The sequence below is a fragment of the Evansella sp. AB-P1 genome (genome assembly GCF_029688925.1).
GTDB lineage: Bacteria > Bacillota > Bacilli > Bacillales > Salisediminibacteriaceae > Evansella.
Genome location: NZ_JARUKY010000008.1, coordinates 1 through 17,154, shown reverse-complemented (window position 1 = coordinate 17,154; position 17,154 = coordinate 1). Strand labels below are relative to the sequence as shown.

Sequence of the window (17,154 nt, the reverse complement as noted above, 5' to 3'; positions counted from 1 at the left end):
ATAAATAGATGTCTTTTAAACTTGTGGCTTCATCTGATATAATATAAGAATTAATAGAGGGCTACTGCAAAAGATCGGTAGGTGAATTCCTTGGAGCAACAACAGAAAAAGTCACTTCATATTGATTGGATATTAATTACAACCATTTTTATCATTTCTATTTTTGGTTTAGTTATGATATACAGTTCTAGCTTTGTTGTAGGTTATAATACATTTGGGAATATTTCGCATTTTTTTGACAGGCAGTTGCAATGGCTTATCATTTCAGCTGTTTTATTTACGGTTTTTATGTTTTTTCCATATCGCCATTATAGAAAGTTATCACCAATCATTGTTATTGGATGTATTATTTTGTTAGTTCTCATAATGGTTCCTGGTGTTGGATATGATGTTAATGGAGCTTATCGTTGGATTATCATTGCAGGCTTTCAAATACAACCATCAGAGTTTGTTAAACTAGGTTCAATCATTTATTTAGCTTACGTTTATTCACGTAAACAAGCTTATATTAATAAGTTTTTTAGTGGAGTTTTACCACCACTAATTGTTGTCCTTGTGTTCTTTGTTTTGATTATGAGGCAGCCAGATTTAGGTACTGCAACATCCATTGTTCTCGTAGCAGGTCTTATTGCTTTTTGTTCAGGTGCTAGAATGTTTCATCTTATCTCATTAGGAAGTTTAGCAGCATGGGCGTTATATCATTATGCTCAATCAGCAGAATATCGAATGAATCGTTTAATTGGTTATCGAACGCCATTTGAATTAGAGGCTTCGTCAGGCTATCAGCTTGTTCAATCTTACATAGCTATTGCTCATGGAGGATTATCTGGTGCTGGCTTTGGTCAAAGTATACAGAAACTATTTTATTTACCAGAAGCCCATACAGATTTTATACTAGCTATAGTCAGTGAAGAGCTAGGTGTTATTGGAATAACGTTTGTATTCGTTTGTATGTTGATCATTATTATTCGAGGTATTATTATCGGTGCTAGGTGCCGAGATACATTTGGTAGCTTACTTGCCTTTGGAATTGTTTTTCAGTTATCGATCCAAATGGTATTTAATGCTGGAGCTGTTAGTGGAACATTACCAATTACAGGTATTCCTTTTCCGTTCCTTAGTTATGGGGGGTCCTCCCTTATGGTTACTTTTATCTCCATGGGCATTTTAGCGAATATATCAAGAAAGGCCGAGAAAGAAAGAAAAGAACGACTCATAAATGAAGAGACATTTGAAGATGAAGTAGCTACAACAAAAGTTTCTTCAGTAAATACCCCTCTTCGCCCTGTGAGAACTTTAGGAAATAAATAGTAGGTGGAAATGCATGCAGGAGAGAAAATCCTCTTATCAACAGCTAGATTATACATTGTTATTTTTATTGTTTGTACTAATGTGTATAAGCTTATTAGCTATATACAGTGGGAGTAGTGCTACCACGGAATCTTTTGGTATAGAACCGACTTACTTTATTAAGCGACAAATCATTTGGTTTGGTGTTGGGGTAATTTTGATGCTCGCTGCTATGAGTATCGATTATGATTTGTTTAAAAACTTTTCTATTCCTCTTTATAGCGTAGGTATGGTATTACTATTATTAGTACATTTTTTTGGTACTTCAAAAAAAGGAGCACAACGTTGGTTAGAAATAGGTCCGATAGAGTTTCAACCGTCAGAATTTGTAAAGATATTTGTGATTATTGCTTTAGCGCATTTACTTTATACTATTACGAAAACACCTAGAGAAAAATCATTTAAATCGGATTTCCTTGTGGTAGGGAAAATATTAGCAGTAGGTTTGCCTCCATTTGCTTTTATTCTTATTCAACCAGATTTAGGTACTGCCCTTGTAATCGGTTCAGTCATGTTTAGTATGATTCTTATGGCAGGAGTCACGTACCGAATGATCGGTTTACTAGCCACATTGGTTATATCGTTCATTGCTTTTCTCGTTTGGCTCCATAACAATTATTTTGAAATATTTATAAATATTATACGAGAACACCAGTTAAGCAGGATATATGCATGGTTAGATCCTATGGCTAATATTGGTGGAGAAGGGTATCAGCTATATCAAGCTATTCAAGGGATAGGTGCAGGACAATTGTATGGTAGTGGCTTTACACAAGGGGCCAAGACTCATAGTGGAACAATCCCAGAATTACACACAGACTTTATTTTTACCGTAATTGGTGAAGAATTCGGTTTTGTTGGTGCTACTGTATTAATTGTTGTTTATTTTTTATTGTTATATCGTATGGTGATAATAGCCTTTAGTTGTAACAATACATTCGGTACTTATTTAGTTGCAGGCTGTATCGGTCTCTTCGTCTTTCAAATTTTCCAAAATATAGGAATGACTGTTGGTTTAATGCCAATTACTGGGCTTGCTCTTCCCTTTATAAGTTATGGTGGGAGTGCCTTAATAACCAGTATGATTGCAGTAGGAATTGTTTTAAATGTAAACATTAGAACAAAGCATTACATGTTTGGAGAAGAAGATTAATTTTGGTTTAAAGTAGAGGGTATCTCATAAAAAGGGATTCCCTCTTTTATATAGGCTTGTTACATTATGTTGTTGTTAACTAATGAAAAGGAGGGAAGAGTAATGATTGTCGGTTACGGAAGATTAGCAAAGGCAATAATTGAGGTGCTTCCTAATCATAGAAAAGTAAAAGTGTTTTCTAGATCAAAGAAAAAAGTATTAGAAATGTTAAAAGACAATAGAAAAGCTTCTTGGATATCACCTAGTGATTTTAGTAAGGAGAAGGATGTTTGGCTTATGTTACCGGCAGACGAGATTCCGAAGTTCCTAGATAACTATAGACATTTACTACATCCGAGGGCAACAATATATTATTGTGCAACAAAAGGAAAAGCAAAGGAAATAATACATAAGGTTTACGATAATCAAAAGGTGGTTCCTGTAAAATTTATCACGGAAGCGAATCAATTAATCATTGATAAAAAAGGAATTGCTGCAATTCCAGAAACCTATAAGGAGCATATATCAATAGTAGAAGAGTGGTTTGAAAGGTCTATAGAAATAGTAATAGCGTCAGAAGAGGATGTTTTTCTTCTAAATAAAGCAGCAACACAAAAAGCCATTGAACTAGTATTTACATTTAAGAAAGATATGCTTCAAATAGGATTATCAGAAAAACTTATAGAACATGCAATAAGACAAATAGTACCTGGGGTAATTCAATCTTATTACAACGGTATGTTAGGTGGATTTGGTCAACAAGTGATGAATGAAAAGGAGAATGAGGATGAGAGTTGATAAATTATTATCTAATATGGGATACGGTTCTAGGAAAGAGGTAAAAAAGTTGTTAAAGCAAGGAGGGCTAACTGTTAACGAAAAGGTAATAAAGGATGGAAAAGTTCATGTGAATCCTGAGGAAGATCATATTGAGATTTTTGGTGAATCTGTTAGTTATAAGCCATTTATTTACTTAATGATGAATAAGCCTAAAGGGGTTATATCTGCTACAGAAGATACTACTGATATGACTGTTGTTGATCTTTTGGAAACGGATGATGCTATCTATGAACCATTTCCAGTAGGGAGATTGGATAAAGATACGACTGGTTTTATGTTACTTACAAATGATGGTAAATTAGCGCATCAGCTAACTTCTCCAAAAAAGAAGGTAGATAAAGTGTATCGTGTCCACATCGATCAACTACTAAATGAGGAAGATGAAAGAGTATTAAAAGAAGGAGTAACGTTAGATGATGGTTATATAACAAAGCCTGCAACTCTTCAATATATTACTGATGACGATAAAACAGTTTTACATTTAACTATCTCAGAAGGAAAATTTCATCAAGTTAAAAGAATGTTTAAAGCAGTTGGTAATAAGGTAGTTGCTTTAAAACGTGAAAAAATTGGTCCCTTATCATTAGACCCTTCACTTGAACCAGGATCTTATCGAGAGTTAACAGAGGACGAGGTAGATTCCCTTTGGAAGGCAAACAATAAGTAGCAATGGCTTAGCTAACGTTTAATGTGTATATAGTAATGCTCAAATGTTATGGGAAATTTCACTTACATTAGTGCTTTATGGAGTATAAAAAGTTTTTAAAAGAAGACTGTATCATTAGCTAAGCGCATTGATTAAAAAAACGTTGTTCTATGATATTTTTATTTTGCGGCTTGTTGTTGTCCATTTACCCCGTTCTGGGCTACTGACGAGATTATTAAATTCAAGCACATTAAGGTCTCGTTGGATGGTGCGTTGAGTTGTTCCGAATTCTTCAACCAATTCTTTGGTGGAGACATTTCCTCTTTTATAAATATAAAGGTAGATAGATTTTATCCTAGTCAACATCCTGTCAGTTGAAGGTTTCAAATAACCACTCCATTCTTATATATTTTAATGTAAAAGATATGAGATATTGCTTGATACTAACGGAAAAAATGTGTCTTAAGTTAGTTATGGAGTAGCTTTTACTGAAAATAAATTCAAAGCATCAACCTCCTTTTCTTTATTTTAATGAATAAATCATTATCAGTAAAGAATGGATGTTGCGAAAATTCCAAAAAGTCTGTAAACAAATGTGACAAAGCTCCAAATATCACTTTTCTTGTTTTCATTAAACTATGAAAATTTAGTGGGAAATATGTACTTAAAATATTTAAAAGCTCCCATTTCATTGAAATGAGAGCTAATGCTGCAAAGTTGAACAAACTAAAAGTAAATTTATTTCTTTTCAAATTCAAAAAGGTCAGTGGACAAGTAGCGTTCTCCAGTATCACATGCGATTGCAACGACAACATCGTCAGGCGTTAAGCGTTTAGCAACTTGTATGGCTGCGTAGCATGCTGCTCCAGAGGAAGGGCCAACAAGGATTCCTTCTTTTCTTGCTAAATCTCTCGTAATGTTATAGGCATCTTCATCGGAAATACAGAATATTTCATCATATACGTCCTCATTCAGTATTGGTGGAATAAATCCAGGACTTGTTCCAACTAGTTTATGTGGCCCAGGTTTTCCTCCAGATAAAACAGGAGATCCTTTCGGTTCTACCACATGTATTGTTATGTCGGGGTAAACTTTTTTTAGCTCTTCAGCAGTTCCAGTTATGGTTCCACCTGTTCCAGATGCTGCTACGAAAGCAGACAGAGGTTTTCCTATTTGTTCCATTGCTTCTACGATTTCCTTCGCTGTTGTATAGCGATGAGCATCTGGATTAGCTGCATTTTCAAACTGCATTGGCATGAAGCTATTAGGTATTTCCTTTACTAACTCATGTGCTTTTTCAATAGCACCAGGCATTTTTTTATCTCCAGGAGTAAGGACTACTTCTGCACCATATGCTTTCAATAAATTAATTCGTTCTAGAGACATTGTATCTGGCATAATGAGGATGGAACGATAGCCACGTGCTGCTGCGTTCATAGCTAAACCAATCCCTGTATTACCTGATGTTGGTTCAATAATAACGGATTTTTCGTTTAATAAGCCTTCTTTTTCTGCTTCTAGGATCATATTAAAAGCAGCACGATCCTTGACGCTACCACTAGGATTCATAAACTCTAGTTTAAAATAGACAGATGCTCCATTTTTATCTGCTACGTGTTGTAGTTTAACGACGGGTGTATCTCCAATTAATTCAGCCATATTATTTACTGTTCGCATCGAATCCACTTCCTTTCGGGTAAACTATATTGTCACTATTTTATGGGACTTTACATGTAGTTTCACAGTGTTTTGTTGTGATTATATTAGTAGGTCACATAAAAATATCTTGCTTCCTTATTGTACCATATATTATCTTTTATAAGAAAGAAGGGACATTGATGGCAAATACTCATCACTTTATCGGAATATCCTTACCTAAATCCATCCGATCAAATTTAGTTGAAATTCAGCATAAGTTAAATTTATCTCATTATTTCAAAAAGCTAACAAATGCATCCGATTTTCATATTACACTATTATTTTTAGGTGGATGGAATTTAGAGAAGAAAGAGAAGCTATGGGATTCACTACATGGTAAAATGGAAGGAATTCCTCCATTTCAGTTAAGCTTAAATAAAATTAGTTTTTTTGGAAAAGAAGAGCAGCCGAGAGTAGTGTGGGTAGGATTAGAAGAGAATAAAACATTAATTCAATTACATGATGCTATAATAGAGGTGGCAGATATCCATGGATTTGAATTAGATAAAAGACCTTTTCGTCCACACATTACGTTAGGAAAATCATTTGCCAGTAAAGAGACATTTCATTACAAGACAATTACAGATCAATGGGGAAAAGCGTTTCCAGTGGATGAAATTAACCTTTTTCAAGTAATTCCAGGTCAAAGTCCTATGTATAAGTCCATATCAAAAATTAAACTTTCAAGGTAAAATAGTATAAGTATAAGATATTCGTAATACGAAATGAAAAAGTAGGAGCGCCTTGTGCTTTTGTTTTAGTTAGAGAAATTATAAAATATCCTAATGTGGATAGTTTTTTCAAATAAACGGCTAGCTCCAGGCGCCATCACCTAGCGTCAAATAATCTGTCCGTATAAAAAGTAAAAAACACTTTTTAACGGCTAGAACATTTGCATATGGGTGATGAGAGGGCGCCTTGCGCTTTTGTTCTTAGGAGTAATGTTAATGGCACAGCTTGTTAAACTATCAGATTATATTTCTAGATATGAAGTGGATTTATACAAATATCCTTCACGGTTTGTACGCTTAAAAAAAGAACGCTGGAGACGACTTTTAGCTAATTGGGAGAATAGGTCAAAGCAAAAGGCGTTTATTAGCTATGATATTGAAGAAAAGAAGTTCTCCAAAGAGCTACGAAGTCGAATGAAGTCTCTATTGTTTCGAAAGGGTAATTCAACAGAAGAGAAGCAAATAGTTGATTACAATGTAGATAAAGATGATTATAAAAATAAAGAAGAATTAAAAGAAGCTTTTTTAGAAGAAATATTTCATTTTCAATTAAACTGGGCAAGTTCAACTATTTCTGAAATATCTCCAATTAAACAAAGCTTCTATCATGACGCATTTTTATTTGATTTATTAAAAAAACTTCCAGACACATATTTTGTTTTTTATCAGCCCTTAGTTTTTTCTAAAAAAACTAAGGTTGAAATGGATATATTTATTTTGACGCCAACAGAGCTATGGTTAGTGACTCCTTTAACAGGAAATGATCGAACAATATTTAAACGTGATTCTGATCGTTTTTGGACGAAGGAGTTTGAAGGAGAAAAAGGAAGAATCTTAGATCCAATAATAGCTTTAAAAAGAATGCGAACAGTGTTAGAACCTATTTTAACAGAAAATGAATTCTCTTTACCTATTCGTACGGCTGTAATTGCTAAGGATAGTTATATTGATATACTTCAACCAGAGTATCCAATAAAATTAATTGATAAGCGAAATATAGTAAAATGGTATGAGGTGCTTAATAGAAATGTAGCTCCAATGAAACATCAGCAACTAAAACTTGCCGATGTAATTTTGGCTAAATGTGCTTCTGTATGGGCGTCAAGACCAAACGGAAGTATGGATTTTCAAGCTACATTTGATACAGAAGTAGAAGATGATGAATCGAATTAGTAGAACTAATAAGTTTTTACTTAAATATTTGTTATACTTTTATCATGTTTAAGTTGAACAAAAGGAAAATATTTTTTACAATAATAAAAGACTCAAAAAAGGTCTAACCTCTATGTAATAGGGTGTGATGATCTTGTACAAGGTCATACATACATCAAAGCTTAGACGAAATTGAGGGTGAAATGATTTGAAACACTTTATGGGAGAAGAGTGGAAGGTGCGTCCTGCTGGGGGCGCTACTGGTGAAGCTTATATTGCTCAGCATGGAGATCAAAAAATTTTTATAAAGAGAAACTCTTCTCCATTTTTAGCAGTATTGTCTGCAGAAGGGATTGTCCCAAAGCTATTATGGACGAAGCGTTTAGAAAATGGTGATGTTATAACTGCGCAACGTTGGGTAAATGGACGGGAATTAAAGTCACCAGAAATGTGTGAAGGTAGAGTTGCAAGGTTGTTAGCGAAAATTCATCGTTCTGAAGAACTCCTTGACATGTTTATGCGAATGGGTAACACTCCTTTAACCCCTGCAGACTTATTACAGAACTTGAATGAACGTATCTCGCATTTCAAAATTAAAGATCCTTATATATCTGAAGCAATGAAATGGTTAAGTGCTAGTATGGAAGGATTGGATTTTGAGACGAGTGTTGTTTGTCATGCAGATGTTAATCATAATAATTGGATAATGAGTGATGATAACCTATTTTTAATTGATTGGGATGGCGCTATAATGGCAGATCCTGCATTGGATTTAGCACAATTACTCTATTTATATGTTCCAAAGAATCAATGGGAAAATTGGTTAAAGGAATATGGTTTAACATATAGTGCTAATCTAAAATATAGACTACGTTGGTATATGATAAGTCAATGTGTGGAAAGTATACTATGGCGTTGGCAGCGCCAAGAGTATCATGAAATGACGAAATGGTCTGATTTGCTATTTCAGCTTCTTCAGGAAACAGAATTTCATTGTTAAATATAGTTATTCAAAAAAAGAAAGAGAAATCAAAAGCAAGAAGGGACTTCCCTTCTTGCTTTTTAAATTTGAAATTATAGATTTATTTGTATTAAAGATTATTAAGTATTTCTACTAATGAAAATGAAGAGCTAATTACTTCAAAATTGTTCAATCTGTTGAACAAACTGTTGAAGTTCAGAGGCATTAAACTGCCCATGTTGTCCATCTTTGTCATGCTGATAGGCAAATTGTTCGATTCCCATTAATGTAGATTTGATATTATCTGGAACAGAATCATTTTGTAAAAGGCTACTAGTTAGCCTTTCAATTTGTTCATACTCTACATGAGTTCCGTAATTTTCATCTTGTTGGTTTCTTAATATATCAGCTAGTAATTGGAGCTGATGGTGATAGTTCATAGTCAATGAAGAACACATCCTTTACTTCAAAGTTGTTAATAAATACTTGCTCTAACGAAAATATTACATGTCTACAAATATAAGGATGTGTCTTCTAGGAAAAAATATTCTATGTTTTAGATTTCTCTTCCTTTTCGCTGTTCATAGTCTAATGTAACCGCACCTCCCCCTTCGTTCAGCATGGATAATTCTTCAATCCACCTCGAAATATTTAATCGATGGAGATTTACATATTCATCGAGCTCTCTTCCTTGCGGCGTGGGACATCGATCAATATAGCTTCTAATTTCTTGAAGTGTCCCTTCGAAGTTATCATTTATTTCTTCATCTTCAATAATTTTCAATAACTGTTCTAGTTTCTGAAATTCTTCAACTGAAGTTCTATGAGATTTTACTTGTTCTAATAAAATGGATTTCACTCGTTCGACTATAGGATAATTCTTCATAAATACACCTCCAAATTAATCTTTAAAAAAAGTTAATGTGTAATAGGGGAGTAAGTTAACACGCTAAACCTTTCTAGCAGCTTTTTATCCTATTTCCCAATTTAGACAATTGTTACACATTTTTTTTTATTATAAGTCTGTTTAATAGTTGGTGAGAAGGTTCTAGAGCTGCGGAAAATAGCAAAGCCATAAGGATCGGTAGTCACTTGTATACCCTTTCACTATGAATTTTTTTTATTTTCACGGTAGTCTATTCAAAAGCTTTTTACATTAGAGTGTAAATTTAATATGATTAGAATTAAGAATAATTTAGTTTTAGTTTAATTAATTGGAGAGTGAAGAAAGAATGAGATTGCGCAATAAACCATGGGCACCTAAATTAATTGAAGATAACCCACAAATTATCGTTCCAAATCCAAAGGAGAGGAAAGGGAAATGGAGTGAATTATTTGAAAATGATAATCCTTTACATGTGGAAGTAGGGACTGGTAAGGGACGTTTCGTAACAAAAATGGCAGCATCATACCCAGATCGAAATGTAATAGGTGTAGAAAAGTACGATAGTGTTATTGTTACAGGGGTTGAAAGATTATTAGAAAACCCTTTAGATAATATTCGGTTGTTAAAGGCAGATGTAACAAATATTACAGAAATTTTTGATTCAGGTGAGGTAGATAGATTTTATATAAACTTTACTGATCCTTGGCCGAAAAATCGTCATGAGAAAAGACGTTTAACTCATAAAAGCTTTTTAAAGAAATACAGTGAAATATTAAAGGACACTGGGGAAATACACTTAAAAACTGATAATCAAGGCCTTTTTGAATACTCAATTGAAAGCTTATCCCAATTTGGATTTAAGCTAAAGCAGGTTACGTTTAACCTACATGAATCTAATATGGAAGATAATATTATGACAGAGTATGAAGAAAGGTTCGTTGAAAAGGGAATTCGAATTTACCGTTTAGAAGCATATAAATAATCAATTATCTTGTTATGCATTTTTGTTAATAGGCAAACGGTAAAATTCATTGTTCGGATGCTACGCCATATACTACAATCCACTCCCTTTATATGCGTCGAACGATAGTGGAAAGGGAGTAGGTACTCTTTTGTAAAGGGGAGGATCAAAATGGCTTTAGAAAGCTGGAGATTAGCAGATGTTACGTTTACTTGGCTAAACGGTGGTGTTACTCATATGGATGGTGGAGCAATGTTTGGTGTTGTTCCAAAGCCCTTATGGTCAAAAAAATATCCATTAAATGAAAGAAATCAAATTGAACTTCGGACAGACCCTATATTAATACAAGTTAACGGAAGTAATATATTGGTGGAAACTGGTATTGGAAATGGAAAGTTTAGCGAAAAAGCATTACGAAATTTTGGTATTACACACGAATCAAAGGTAGAAGAAAGTCTTGCCTTACTTGGTTTAACAGCAGAAGATATAGACCATGTGTTAATGACACATATGCATTTCGATCATGCAAGTGGAGCAACGAAGCCAGTTGATGGTAATCTCATTTCCACTTTCCCTCGAGCAACCTATTGGATTCAAGAAGTAGAATGGCAAGAAATGCGAAATCCTAATATTCGTTCAAGGAATACGTATTTTGAGGAAAATTGGAAAGCGATTTCTCATCAAGTAAAGACCTTTAATGAGAGTGTAGAAGTTGTGGATGGCATACAGCTTATCCATACAGGAGGGCATAGTGCAGGTCATTGTATCTTAAAGGTGGAAAAAAACGGGGAGACCGTGTTACATATGGCGGATCTCATGCCAACTCATGCTCATCAAAATGTTTTATGGGTATTAGCGTATGACGATTATCCATTGGATTCTATTGCAATGAAGCAGAAGTATTTGGTTCCAGGTATAGAAGATGGAGCATGGTTCATGTTTTATCATGACTACAAATATAGAATTTTGAAGTGGAGTAAAGATGGAAAAAATATAGAGGAAGCTGTATTACGAAACAAAGAAAATGAGTAAAAGGGAGACACCCTCGATGCAAAATAGTCACTTTGCATCGAGGGTGTTCTATTTTTTTGAAAGATAAGAAAGCATAAAATTTTCACTCTACGTAAGGTGTCTAGGAAACAGGATGTCGATATTACGCCGTTGCCCACAGGACGTGGGCAACGGCGTAATTGGGGCGCCTTACGCTTTTCTTATATTAATTTTATTCCACTGTAAAGTATCCTAAAACCCAGCCTTCTTCCCAATTTTCGTCACCGATAAAGGTAACAAGAGCATATTCACCGGCTGGAATTAATGGGAAAATGCCACTTGCGTCAAGAGTTAGGTTTACTTGACCTTCAGGAAGATCGAAAAATTCTGTAATGAAGTATCCACCACTTAAATCTGCAAAGTAGAAATAAATTTCAGCATAATCCACATCACGATTTAACAGTAAAGAAATATCGAAAACTCCATCCTCAAGTGTAAAGCTTCCAGCTTCTAAATGATCTGGTACGAGGTGATCATCTAATGTTGGATCTCCTATAAACAAAATGGTTGGGATTTCAATCACTTCATCTTCATGGGTTAATGTGATCATCCCTTCGTAGAAGCCCCAATCTAGCTCGCTAGCATTTACTTGAACGTTCATGTTCACTTTTTGGATTTTACCTGGTTTTACTTCTAGGTTATTACTCGTATTCACTTGAATATGCTCTGCACCATCATAAAAGTTTACTTCCATGGAGTAACGCTTTATTTCGTTTGAAAGGTTTTTAATCTCAAAATGCTGACGTTCTACTTGACGCCCATTATCTTTCATGAAAACTCCGTAGGAATAAGAGCCTGGTGCTACAAGCGTTTTTATATTTAGTGCGTCAACAATACGGATACTTCCTGCACCTTGTGTATTTAACGGATAAACATTACCTATTTCATCATAAATCGATTCTGCAGTATTCATTAATGCAGATTTTATTTCCTCTGGCGTCCAGTCAGGATATTTTTCAAGGAGTAATGCAACAGCACCAGCTACATGTGGAGCTGACATACTTGTACCTTGGAAGGCTGCATAGCCATAAGGATTGTCCGGATTATGAGTTGGAATTGTACTAACAATGTTAACTCCAGGAGCAACTACATCAGGTTTAATCATCCAAGTACCTAACACCGGTCCTCTTGAAGAAAAGTCTGCTACCGTCTCGTCAACTATTCCAGCATCTTCTATAGCAAAGGATACCGTATTATTACCAGCTACAAGCTCAGCTAGCATTTTCTCACCATCTTCATTGGAAATCTTAATCGTTGGTATTACCATCCCTGGAACATCTGGTTGAACTCCTTCAACATTATTAAAAATGATTGCTCCAATTGCTCCTGCATCCTTTGCGTTTTCCGCTTTTTCAACAAAAGGAATCTCTCCGCGTTCAATTAAGGCAATTTTTCCATCTACATCAACATCATCAAAATCTTCCTCTAAACCTAATTCTACAAAGACAAATTCAAATTCTTCCCCATCCAATGCTAACAATTCCTCATCACTTGGATGCCCCATAACGTTTGCTGATTGGTATTCAAATGATCCTGATGTATTTAGTTCAACATGAAATACATTGTAAGGTAGACGTGTTGCTCCTACAGAAATAGCATCACGACTCGTTCCTGGAGAGCCAACAGTCCAACGGTTAGGTCCAGAATTTCCATTTGAGGTAACAGCAACAACACCTTCTGCCATTGCCCAGTCTAGCGCTAAAGAAGTTGCAAAGTCAGGATCATTGGAAGTATTACCTAACGATAAATTCATGACGTCAGCACCATCTTGTACTGCGCGTTCAATACCAGCCAGAACATTATCAGTTGTACCTGATCCACCAGGACCTAATACACGATAAGCAAGAAGAGTTGCGTCAGGAGCTACTCCTTTAATCTCTCCATCAGCTGCAATTGTTCCAGCAACGTGAGTGCCATGATTTGTGGAATCCCCACGAGGATCATCTGCCCCTGTTTCTTGAGGATCGTCATTATTGTCAACAAAATCCCATCCTTTATTGTCGCCAAATGCATGTACTAAATCAGGGTGAGTATAATCGACGCCAGTGTCAATAACAGCTACTGTCACACCTTTACCTGTATACCCTAGATCCCAAGCATCATTTGCACCAATAAACGGAGCACTCTCCATCATAGTTGGTGAAAACTCATAATTTTCAATGAAGGTCGGTTCAGAAGCTGTAGCTTCGTACGTTATGTTTGGATAAACTGCTTCGATACCAGGAACGGTAATTAAATTTCTAACTTCATTTTCAGGTAATTCTACTGCAAAGCCTGAGAATAAATAATCGTACTCTCTGTGGACAGCACTAGACGATACTACATTATTTATATCTTGAATTACTTGATTACGAACACTACTTAACCTGCTTTTTGATTGGGATTTTCCAGAATGCTTTGCTTCTACAATGGAAGGTTCGTGTAATTCCACTATTACAGTAGTAAGTGATGAGGATGTATTATCATAATTGCCGTATAATTTTCCTAGCTGATCAATAGATCCATTGTTAGCTAGTCCAACAGATGAAAAACCAGTGACAAATAAAAGTAAAAATGTAAGAGTAAATACTAAAACCTTGTTAAAAAATCCTTTCACATAAATCCCTCCAATTTTTTTAGTTATCGAAAAATAAGTCCTTCTTCACAAATTGCTTAGTAAGGCTAATATTTCGATTAGAAAATAAATTCAACAAAAGAAAACTGTTTCCCTTGTCACTAAAGTATTGTTTTTTTGGAGAGAGTGATAAGGGAGAAAACAAAATATAAGGAGATATTCCAATGTTAATAGTTCAAAGGAATCAAATATCTGCAGTTAAAAGATTAATAAAGTAGTCTATTTGAATTATGTTTCGATCTATTTCGACAATAATAATTGGTGGATATTCGGACAAAGAAGTTTGAAAAGGTATCATTTTTTATATTTTAACAGGAAAGTCTCTATTTAAGTGGGAGTATAGCACTATGCTCTTATAGTGCTATTGTGTATAGAAAAATGAAAAAAAGCAGTGACAATAGGGGAGAACCCTAGTTTCACTGCTTAATGTAAGTCCCGGAGTAGAATATCAAAATTTTAATCCTCTTGCTGCTCTAATTTTAATATTGTTCCTGTTGCTGAATCCACATAAAATTCATAGGCACTCATTTTTCCATCTTCATCTGTGCAAGTAATGCCTCCACGATAAACGTTATACGTAAGTTGGTCTTGTTCAAATTCTTCTGTAATCATATGGACCCAAGATCCATCGATTGAACCTAAATGATCAGCTTTTTTCTTTACCATTTTTAGTGCTTTTTCTGGTGAGAGCTGTTGTGCTTTTTCAAGCTGATTTTTCGCAAGTAGTGTAACAGCAACGCCGGCGCCTACACCTGCGGCAAAACGTTTCCACCCCATAGATACACCTTCTTTCAAAATATAATCTAATCATATCATTACAATTTTTCCTCAATACCATTCTCCACTTTTAGTATAGCGAAGAAAAAAATAAATGCCAAACTTAATTAATCATATTCGAAAATATTAGTTTTTACCCTGAAAAAGGGAATATTAAAACAAGGTTTTAAAAGTATACTTATTTCGTTATACGAAAAAAGTGGAAACGTATGGTACAATTCGTTAAAATATAAAAAGGTACATAGAAAATCGTTGAAAGGAGTTTATTATTATGAAGCAAAAGACATTAGAGATGTTCAAAACGTTAACACAACTCCCTGGTGCACCAGGATTCGAGCATGAAGTAAGAAACTATGTTCGTGAGGAGTTAAAGAAATATAGTGATGAAGTCATTCAAGATAATCTGGGTGGTATTTTCGGTGTGAAAAAAGGGGATGAATCAGGGCCTCGAGTGATGGTGGCAGGTCATATGGATGAAGTAGGCTTTATGGTTACTTCTATTACTGAAAAAGGGCTAATTCGTTTTCAACCATTAGGTGGTTGGTGGAGTCAGGTTTTACTAGCCCAACGTCTTCAAATCATTACTGATCAAGGACCTGTAATTGGAGTTATCGGATCCACTCCACCTCATTTACTTGATGAAGCGAAACGAAAAAAGCCAATGGATATTAAAAATATGTTCATTGATATTGGTGCAGATAATAAAGATGACGCCATTCGTATAGGAATCAAACCAGGTCAACAAATTGTTCCTATTTGCCCATTAGAAAAAATGGGGAATGAGAAAAAGTTAATTTCAAAAGCATGGGATAATCGATATGGTGTAGGGTTAGCAATCGAACTTTTAGAGGAATTAAAGGATGAGAAAACACCAAATATATTATACTCTGGTGCTACAGTTCAAGAAGAGGTAGGTTTACGAGGAGCTCAAGTGTCAGCCAATATGATTCAACCTGATATCTTTTACGCATTAGATGCTAGTCCAGCAAATGATACTTCTGGAGAAAAGGATGCTTTTGGTCACTTAGGAAAAGGTGCCCTCGTACGAATTTATGATCGAACGATGGTAACTCATCGAGGAATGAGAGAGTTTATATTAGATACAGCAGAATCAAACAATATTCCTTATCAATTCTTTATTTCCCAAGGTGGTACAGATGCAGGTCGAGTTCATATGTCTGGCAGCGGTGTTCCATCTGCAGTCATCGGGATATGCTCTCGATACATTCATACGTCTGCTTCCATCATTCATGTTGATGATTATGCAGCTGCAAAGGAACTCGTTTGTCGCTTAGCTAGAATAACTGATATGAGCACACTAGAAACAATAAAACAAAACGTTTAATATCTAATAAAACATCCTCTTCACAAATAGAAAAGTGAGGAGGATTTTTCTAATAAAAGGGCTTGTAGCAAGAAGGAAGTAAAAGGAGAACAATCACTTAATGTTGCAAATTAAGTAGTTGCTAAGTAAAAGGAGATAGTATGAATGATTATTTACATTGGTTCAAAAAACCCTGCAAAAATAGATGCAGTTAAAAATATTTTTTCCAGTTCAGATTCCATTATTTCACAGGATGTTCCGTCAAATGTATCTCCACAACCATTTTCTGATGAAGAAACAAGACAAGGTGCGATAAATCGTTCTTTATACTTAATTAAAAATTTTGATGCTGAGGTTGCCATTGGTTTAGAAGGAGGAGTGATTGATACTTCGGCTGGATTGCAATTGTGTAACTGGGGGGCATTAGCTACTGAGGAAGGGGACCTTTTCTTTGCTGGAGGTGCAAGAATTCCACTAACTCCCCAAATTTCACAGAAAGTGAAAGCTGGTATGGAGCTAGGTGATGCAATAGATATTTGGACAAAGCGTACAGAAGTGAGGAAAAAGGAAGGAACTATAGGTGTTTTAACTGCTGGAGAAGTAACTCGAGTAGAAATGTTTGAGCATGTTGTTAGGATTTTAGTAGGGCAATGGAAATTCGCTAAACAAACGAGTAGGGTAAGAAAAGAATGAAGTGACGTTCCAATTTCTAAAATTAACATATTGGGAATACAAATGGCCTTCTATTATTGATGAAAGGCTATTTGTATTTGTATATAAGTCCCTTATTTTTCCTCAAAAATATAAGCTAAAGCCTGTAGTGCTTGATCTACTGTCTCCACACTGAACCTCCACACGAATGAATTCGGTGGGTTCTAAGGTACTTAAAGGCACTTCCTCTAAAACTATGGTATCTGTTTTAGAGACTAATGCTGTTCCCTTAGACTTTCATGGACAACGCCTGTCCTATTGGACTACGTTACCGTCCTGTCGGCTCGGTTCAAAACCTTATTGCTAATGAGTTGTTTATAT

At 35.1% G+C, this 17,154-nt stretch carries 17 protein-coding genes; 11 read left to right on the top strand and 6 right to left on the bottom strand.

The genetic code is table 11. The annotated features are described in order from the left end of the window. The first annotated feature begins 90 nt into the window (after positions 1–90). From ftsW to QA612_RS09520, 4 genes are all read left to right on the top strand, one after another. Positions 91–1,311 carry a putative lipid II flippase FtsW gene (ftsW, locus tag QA612_RS09535; RefSeq protein ID WP_278283577.1) on the top strand — a complete coding sequence of 407 codons (1,221 nt, stop codon included), beginning with the start codon at positions 91–93 and terminating at the stop codon, positions 1,309–1,311. Positions 1,312–1,324: 13 nt separating this feature from the next. Continuing rightward, a complete protein-coding gene (gene rodA / locus QA612_RS09530; protein WP_278283576.1) occupies positions 1,325–2,503 on the top strand; it encodes a rod shape-determining protein RodA in 1,179 nt (392 codons plus the stop codon). Positions 2,504–2,605: 102 nt separating this feature from the next. Next, positions 2,606–3,280 (top strand): hypothetical protein, encoded by a 675-nt coding sequence (locus QA612_RS09525; protein WP_278283575.1) that lies wholly within the window; start codon positions 2,606–2,608, stop codon positions 3,278–3,280. Continuing rightward, positions 3,270–3,989: a pseudouridine synthase gene (locus tag QA612_RS09520; RefSeq protein WP_278283574.1), complete on the top strand. Its 720-nt coding sequence runs from the start codon at positions 3,270–3,272 to the stop codon at positions 3,987–3,989. The genes QA612_RS09525 and QA612_RS09520 overlap by 11 nt, the downstream gene beginning before the upstream one ends. A gap of 147 nt (positions 3,990–4,136) precedes the next feature. Here the strand turns inward: QA612_RS09520 and QA612_RS09515 are convergent, their stop codons facing one another. Both QA612_RS09515 and cysK read right to left on the bottom strand, forming a co-directional pair. Beyond that, a complete protein-coding gene (locus QA612_RS09515) occupies positions 4,137–4,355 on the bottom strand; it encodes a DeoR family transcriptional regulator (protein ID WP_278283573.1) in 219 nt (72 codons plus the stop codon). 351 nt (positions 4,356–4,706) lie between these two features. Then, on the bottom strand, positions 4,707–5,645 hold the full coding sequence (gene cysK / locus QA612_RS09510) for a cysteine synthase A (RefSeq protein ID WP_278283572.1): 939 nt from the start codon (positions 5,643–5,645) through the stop codon (positions 4,707–4,709). Between the two features lie 161 nt (positions 5,646–5,806). On the opposite strand from cysK, the gene thpR reads away from it, so the two are divergent. From thpR to QA612_RS09495, 3 genes are all read left to right on the top strand, one after another. Further along, positions 5,807–6,358, top strand: a complete 552-nt coding sequence (gene thpR, locus QA612_RS09505) for an RNA 2',3'-cyclic phosphodiesterase (RefSeq protein ID WP_278283571.1) — start codon at positions 5,807–5,809, stop codon at positions 6,356–6,358. A 255-nt stretch (positions 6,359–6,613) separates the two neighbouring features. Beyond that, positions 6,614–7,570, top strand: coding sequence for a nuclease-related domain-containing protein (locus QA612_RS09500; RefSeq protein ID WP_278283570.1), 957 nt, complete (start codon positions 6,614–6,616; stop codon positions 7,568–7,570). 187 nt (positions 7,571–7,757) lie between these two features. Next, positions 7,758–8,549: a phosphotransferase family protein gene (locus QA612_RS09495; protein WP_278283569.1), complete on the top strand. Its 792-nt coding sequence runs from the start codon at positions 7,758–7,760 to the stop codon at positions 8,547–8,549. A gap of 140 nt (positions 8,550–8,689) precedes the next feature. Here QA612_RS09495 and QA612_RS09490 read toward each other — a convergent pair whose 3' ends face one another. After that, positions 8,690–8,950 carry a YtzH-like family protein gene (locus QA612_RS09490; RefSeq protein ID WP_278283771.1) on the bottom strand — a complete coding sequence of 87 codons (261 nt, stop codon included), beginning with the start codon at positions 8,948–8,950 and terminating at the stop codon, positions 8,690–8,692. Between the two features lie 116 nt (positions 8,951–9,066). After that, entirely contained in the window at positions 9,067–9,396 is a 330-nt protein-coding gene (locus tag QA612_RS09485) for a YtzH-like family protein (protein WP_278283568.1), read from the bottom strand. A gap of 346 nt (positions 9,397–9,742) precedes the next feature. Between QA612_RS09485 and trmB the strand changes: the two genes are divergently transcribed. Together trmB and QA612_RS09475 are read left to right on the top strand one after the other, a co-directional pair. Beyond that, complete coding sequence (gene trmB / locus QA612_RS09480) at positions 9,743–10,378, top strand: tRNA (guanosine(46)-N7)-methyltransferase TrmB (protein ID WP_278283567.1); 636 nt, start codon at positions 9,743–9,745, stop codon at positions 10,376–10,378. 150 nt (positions 10,379–10,528) lie between these two features. Beyond that, a complete protein-coding gene (locus tag QA612_RS09475; protein WP_278283566.1) occupies positions 10,529–11,389 on the top strand; it encodes a YtnP family quorum-quenching lactonase in 861 nt (286 codons plus the stop codon). Positions 11,390–11,579: 190 nt separating this feature from the next. Here the strand turns inward: QA612_RS09475 and QA612_RS09470 are convergent, their stop codons facing one another. Together QA612_RS09470 and QA612_RS09465 are read right to left on the bottom strand one after the other, a co-directional pair. After that, complete coding sequence (locus QA612_RS09470; protein WP_278283565.1) at positions 11,580–14,003, bottom strand: S8 family serine peptidase; 2,424 nt, start codon at positions 14,001–14,003, stop codon at positions 11,580–11,582. Positions 14,004–14,477: 474 nt separating this feature from the next. Continuing rightward, positions 14,478–14,798, bottom strand: a complete 321-nt coding sequence (locus QA612_RS09465) for a PepSY domain-containing protein (RefSeq protein WP_278283564.1) — start codon at positions 14,796–14,798, stop codon at positions 14,478–14,480. Positions 14,799–15,069: 271 nt separating this feature from the next. On the opposite strand from QA612_RS09465, the gene QA612_RS09460 reads away from it, so the two are divergent. Then, the gene (locus QA612_RS09460) at positions 15,070–16,143 is read left to right on the top strand and encodes a M42 family metallopeptidase (protein ID WP_278283563.1); all 1,074 of its coding nucleotides are present in this window, start codon (positions 15,070–15,072) and stop codon (positions 16,141–16,143) included. A gap of 144 nt (positions 16,144–16,287) precedes the next feature. After that, positions 16,288–16,815 carry a DUF84 family protein gene (locus QA612_RS09455; RefSeq protein ID WP_278283562.1) on the top strand — a complete coding sequence of 176 codons (528 nt, stop codon included), beginning with the start codon at positions 16,288–16,290 and terminating at the stop codon, positions 16,813–16,815. Positions 16,816–17,154 lie beyond the last annotated feature (339 nt).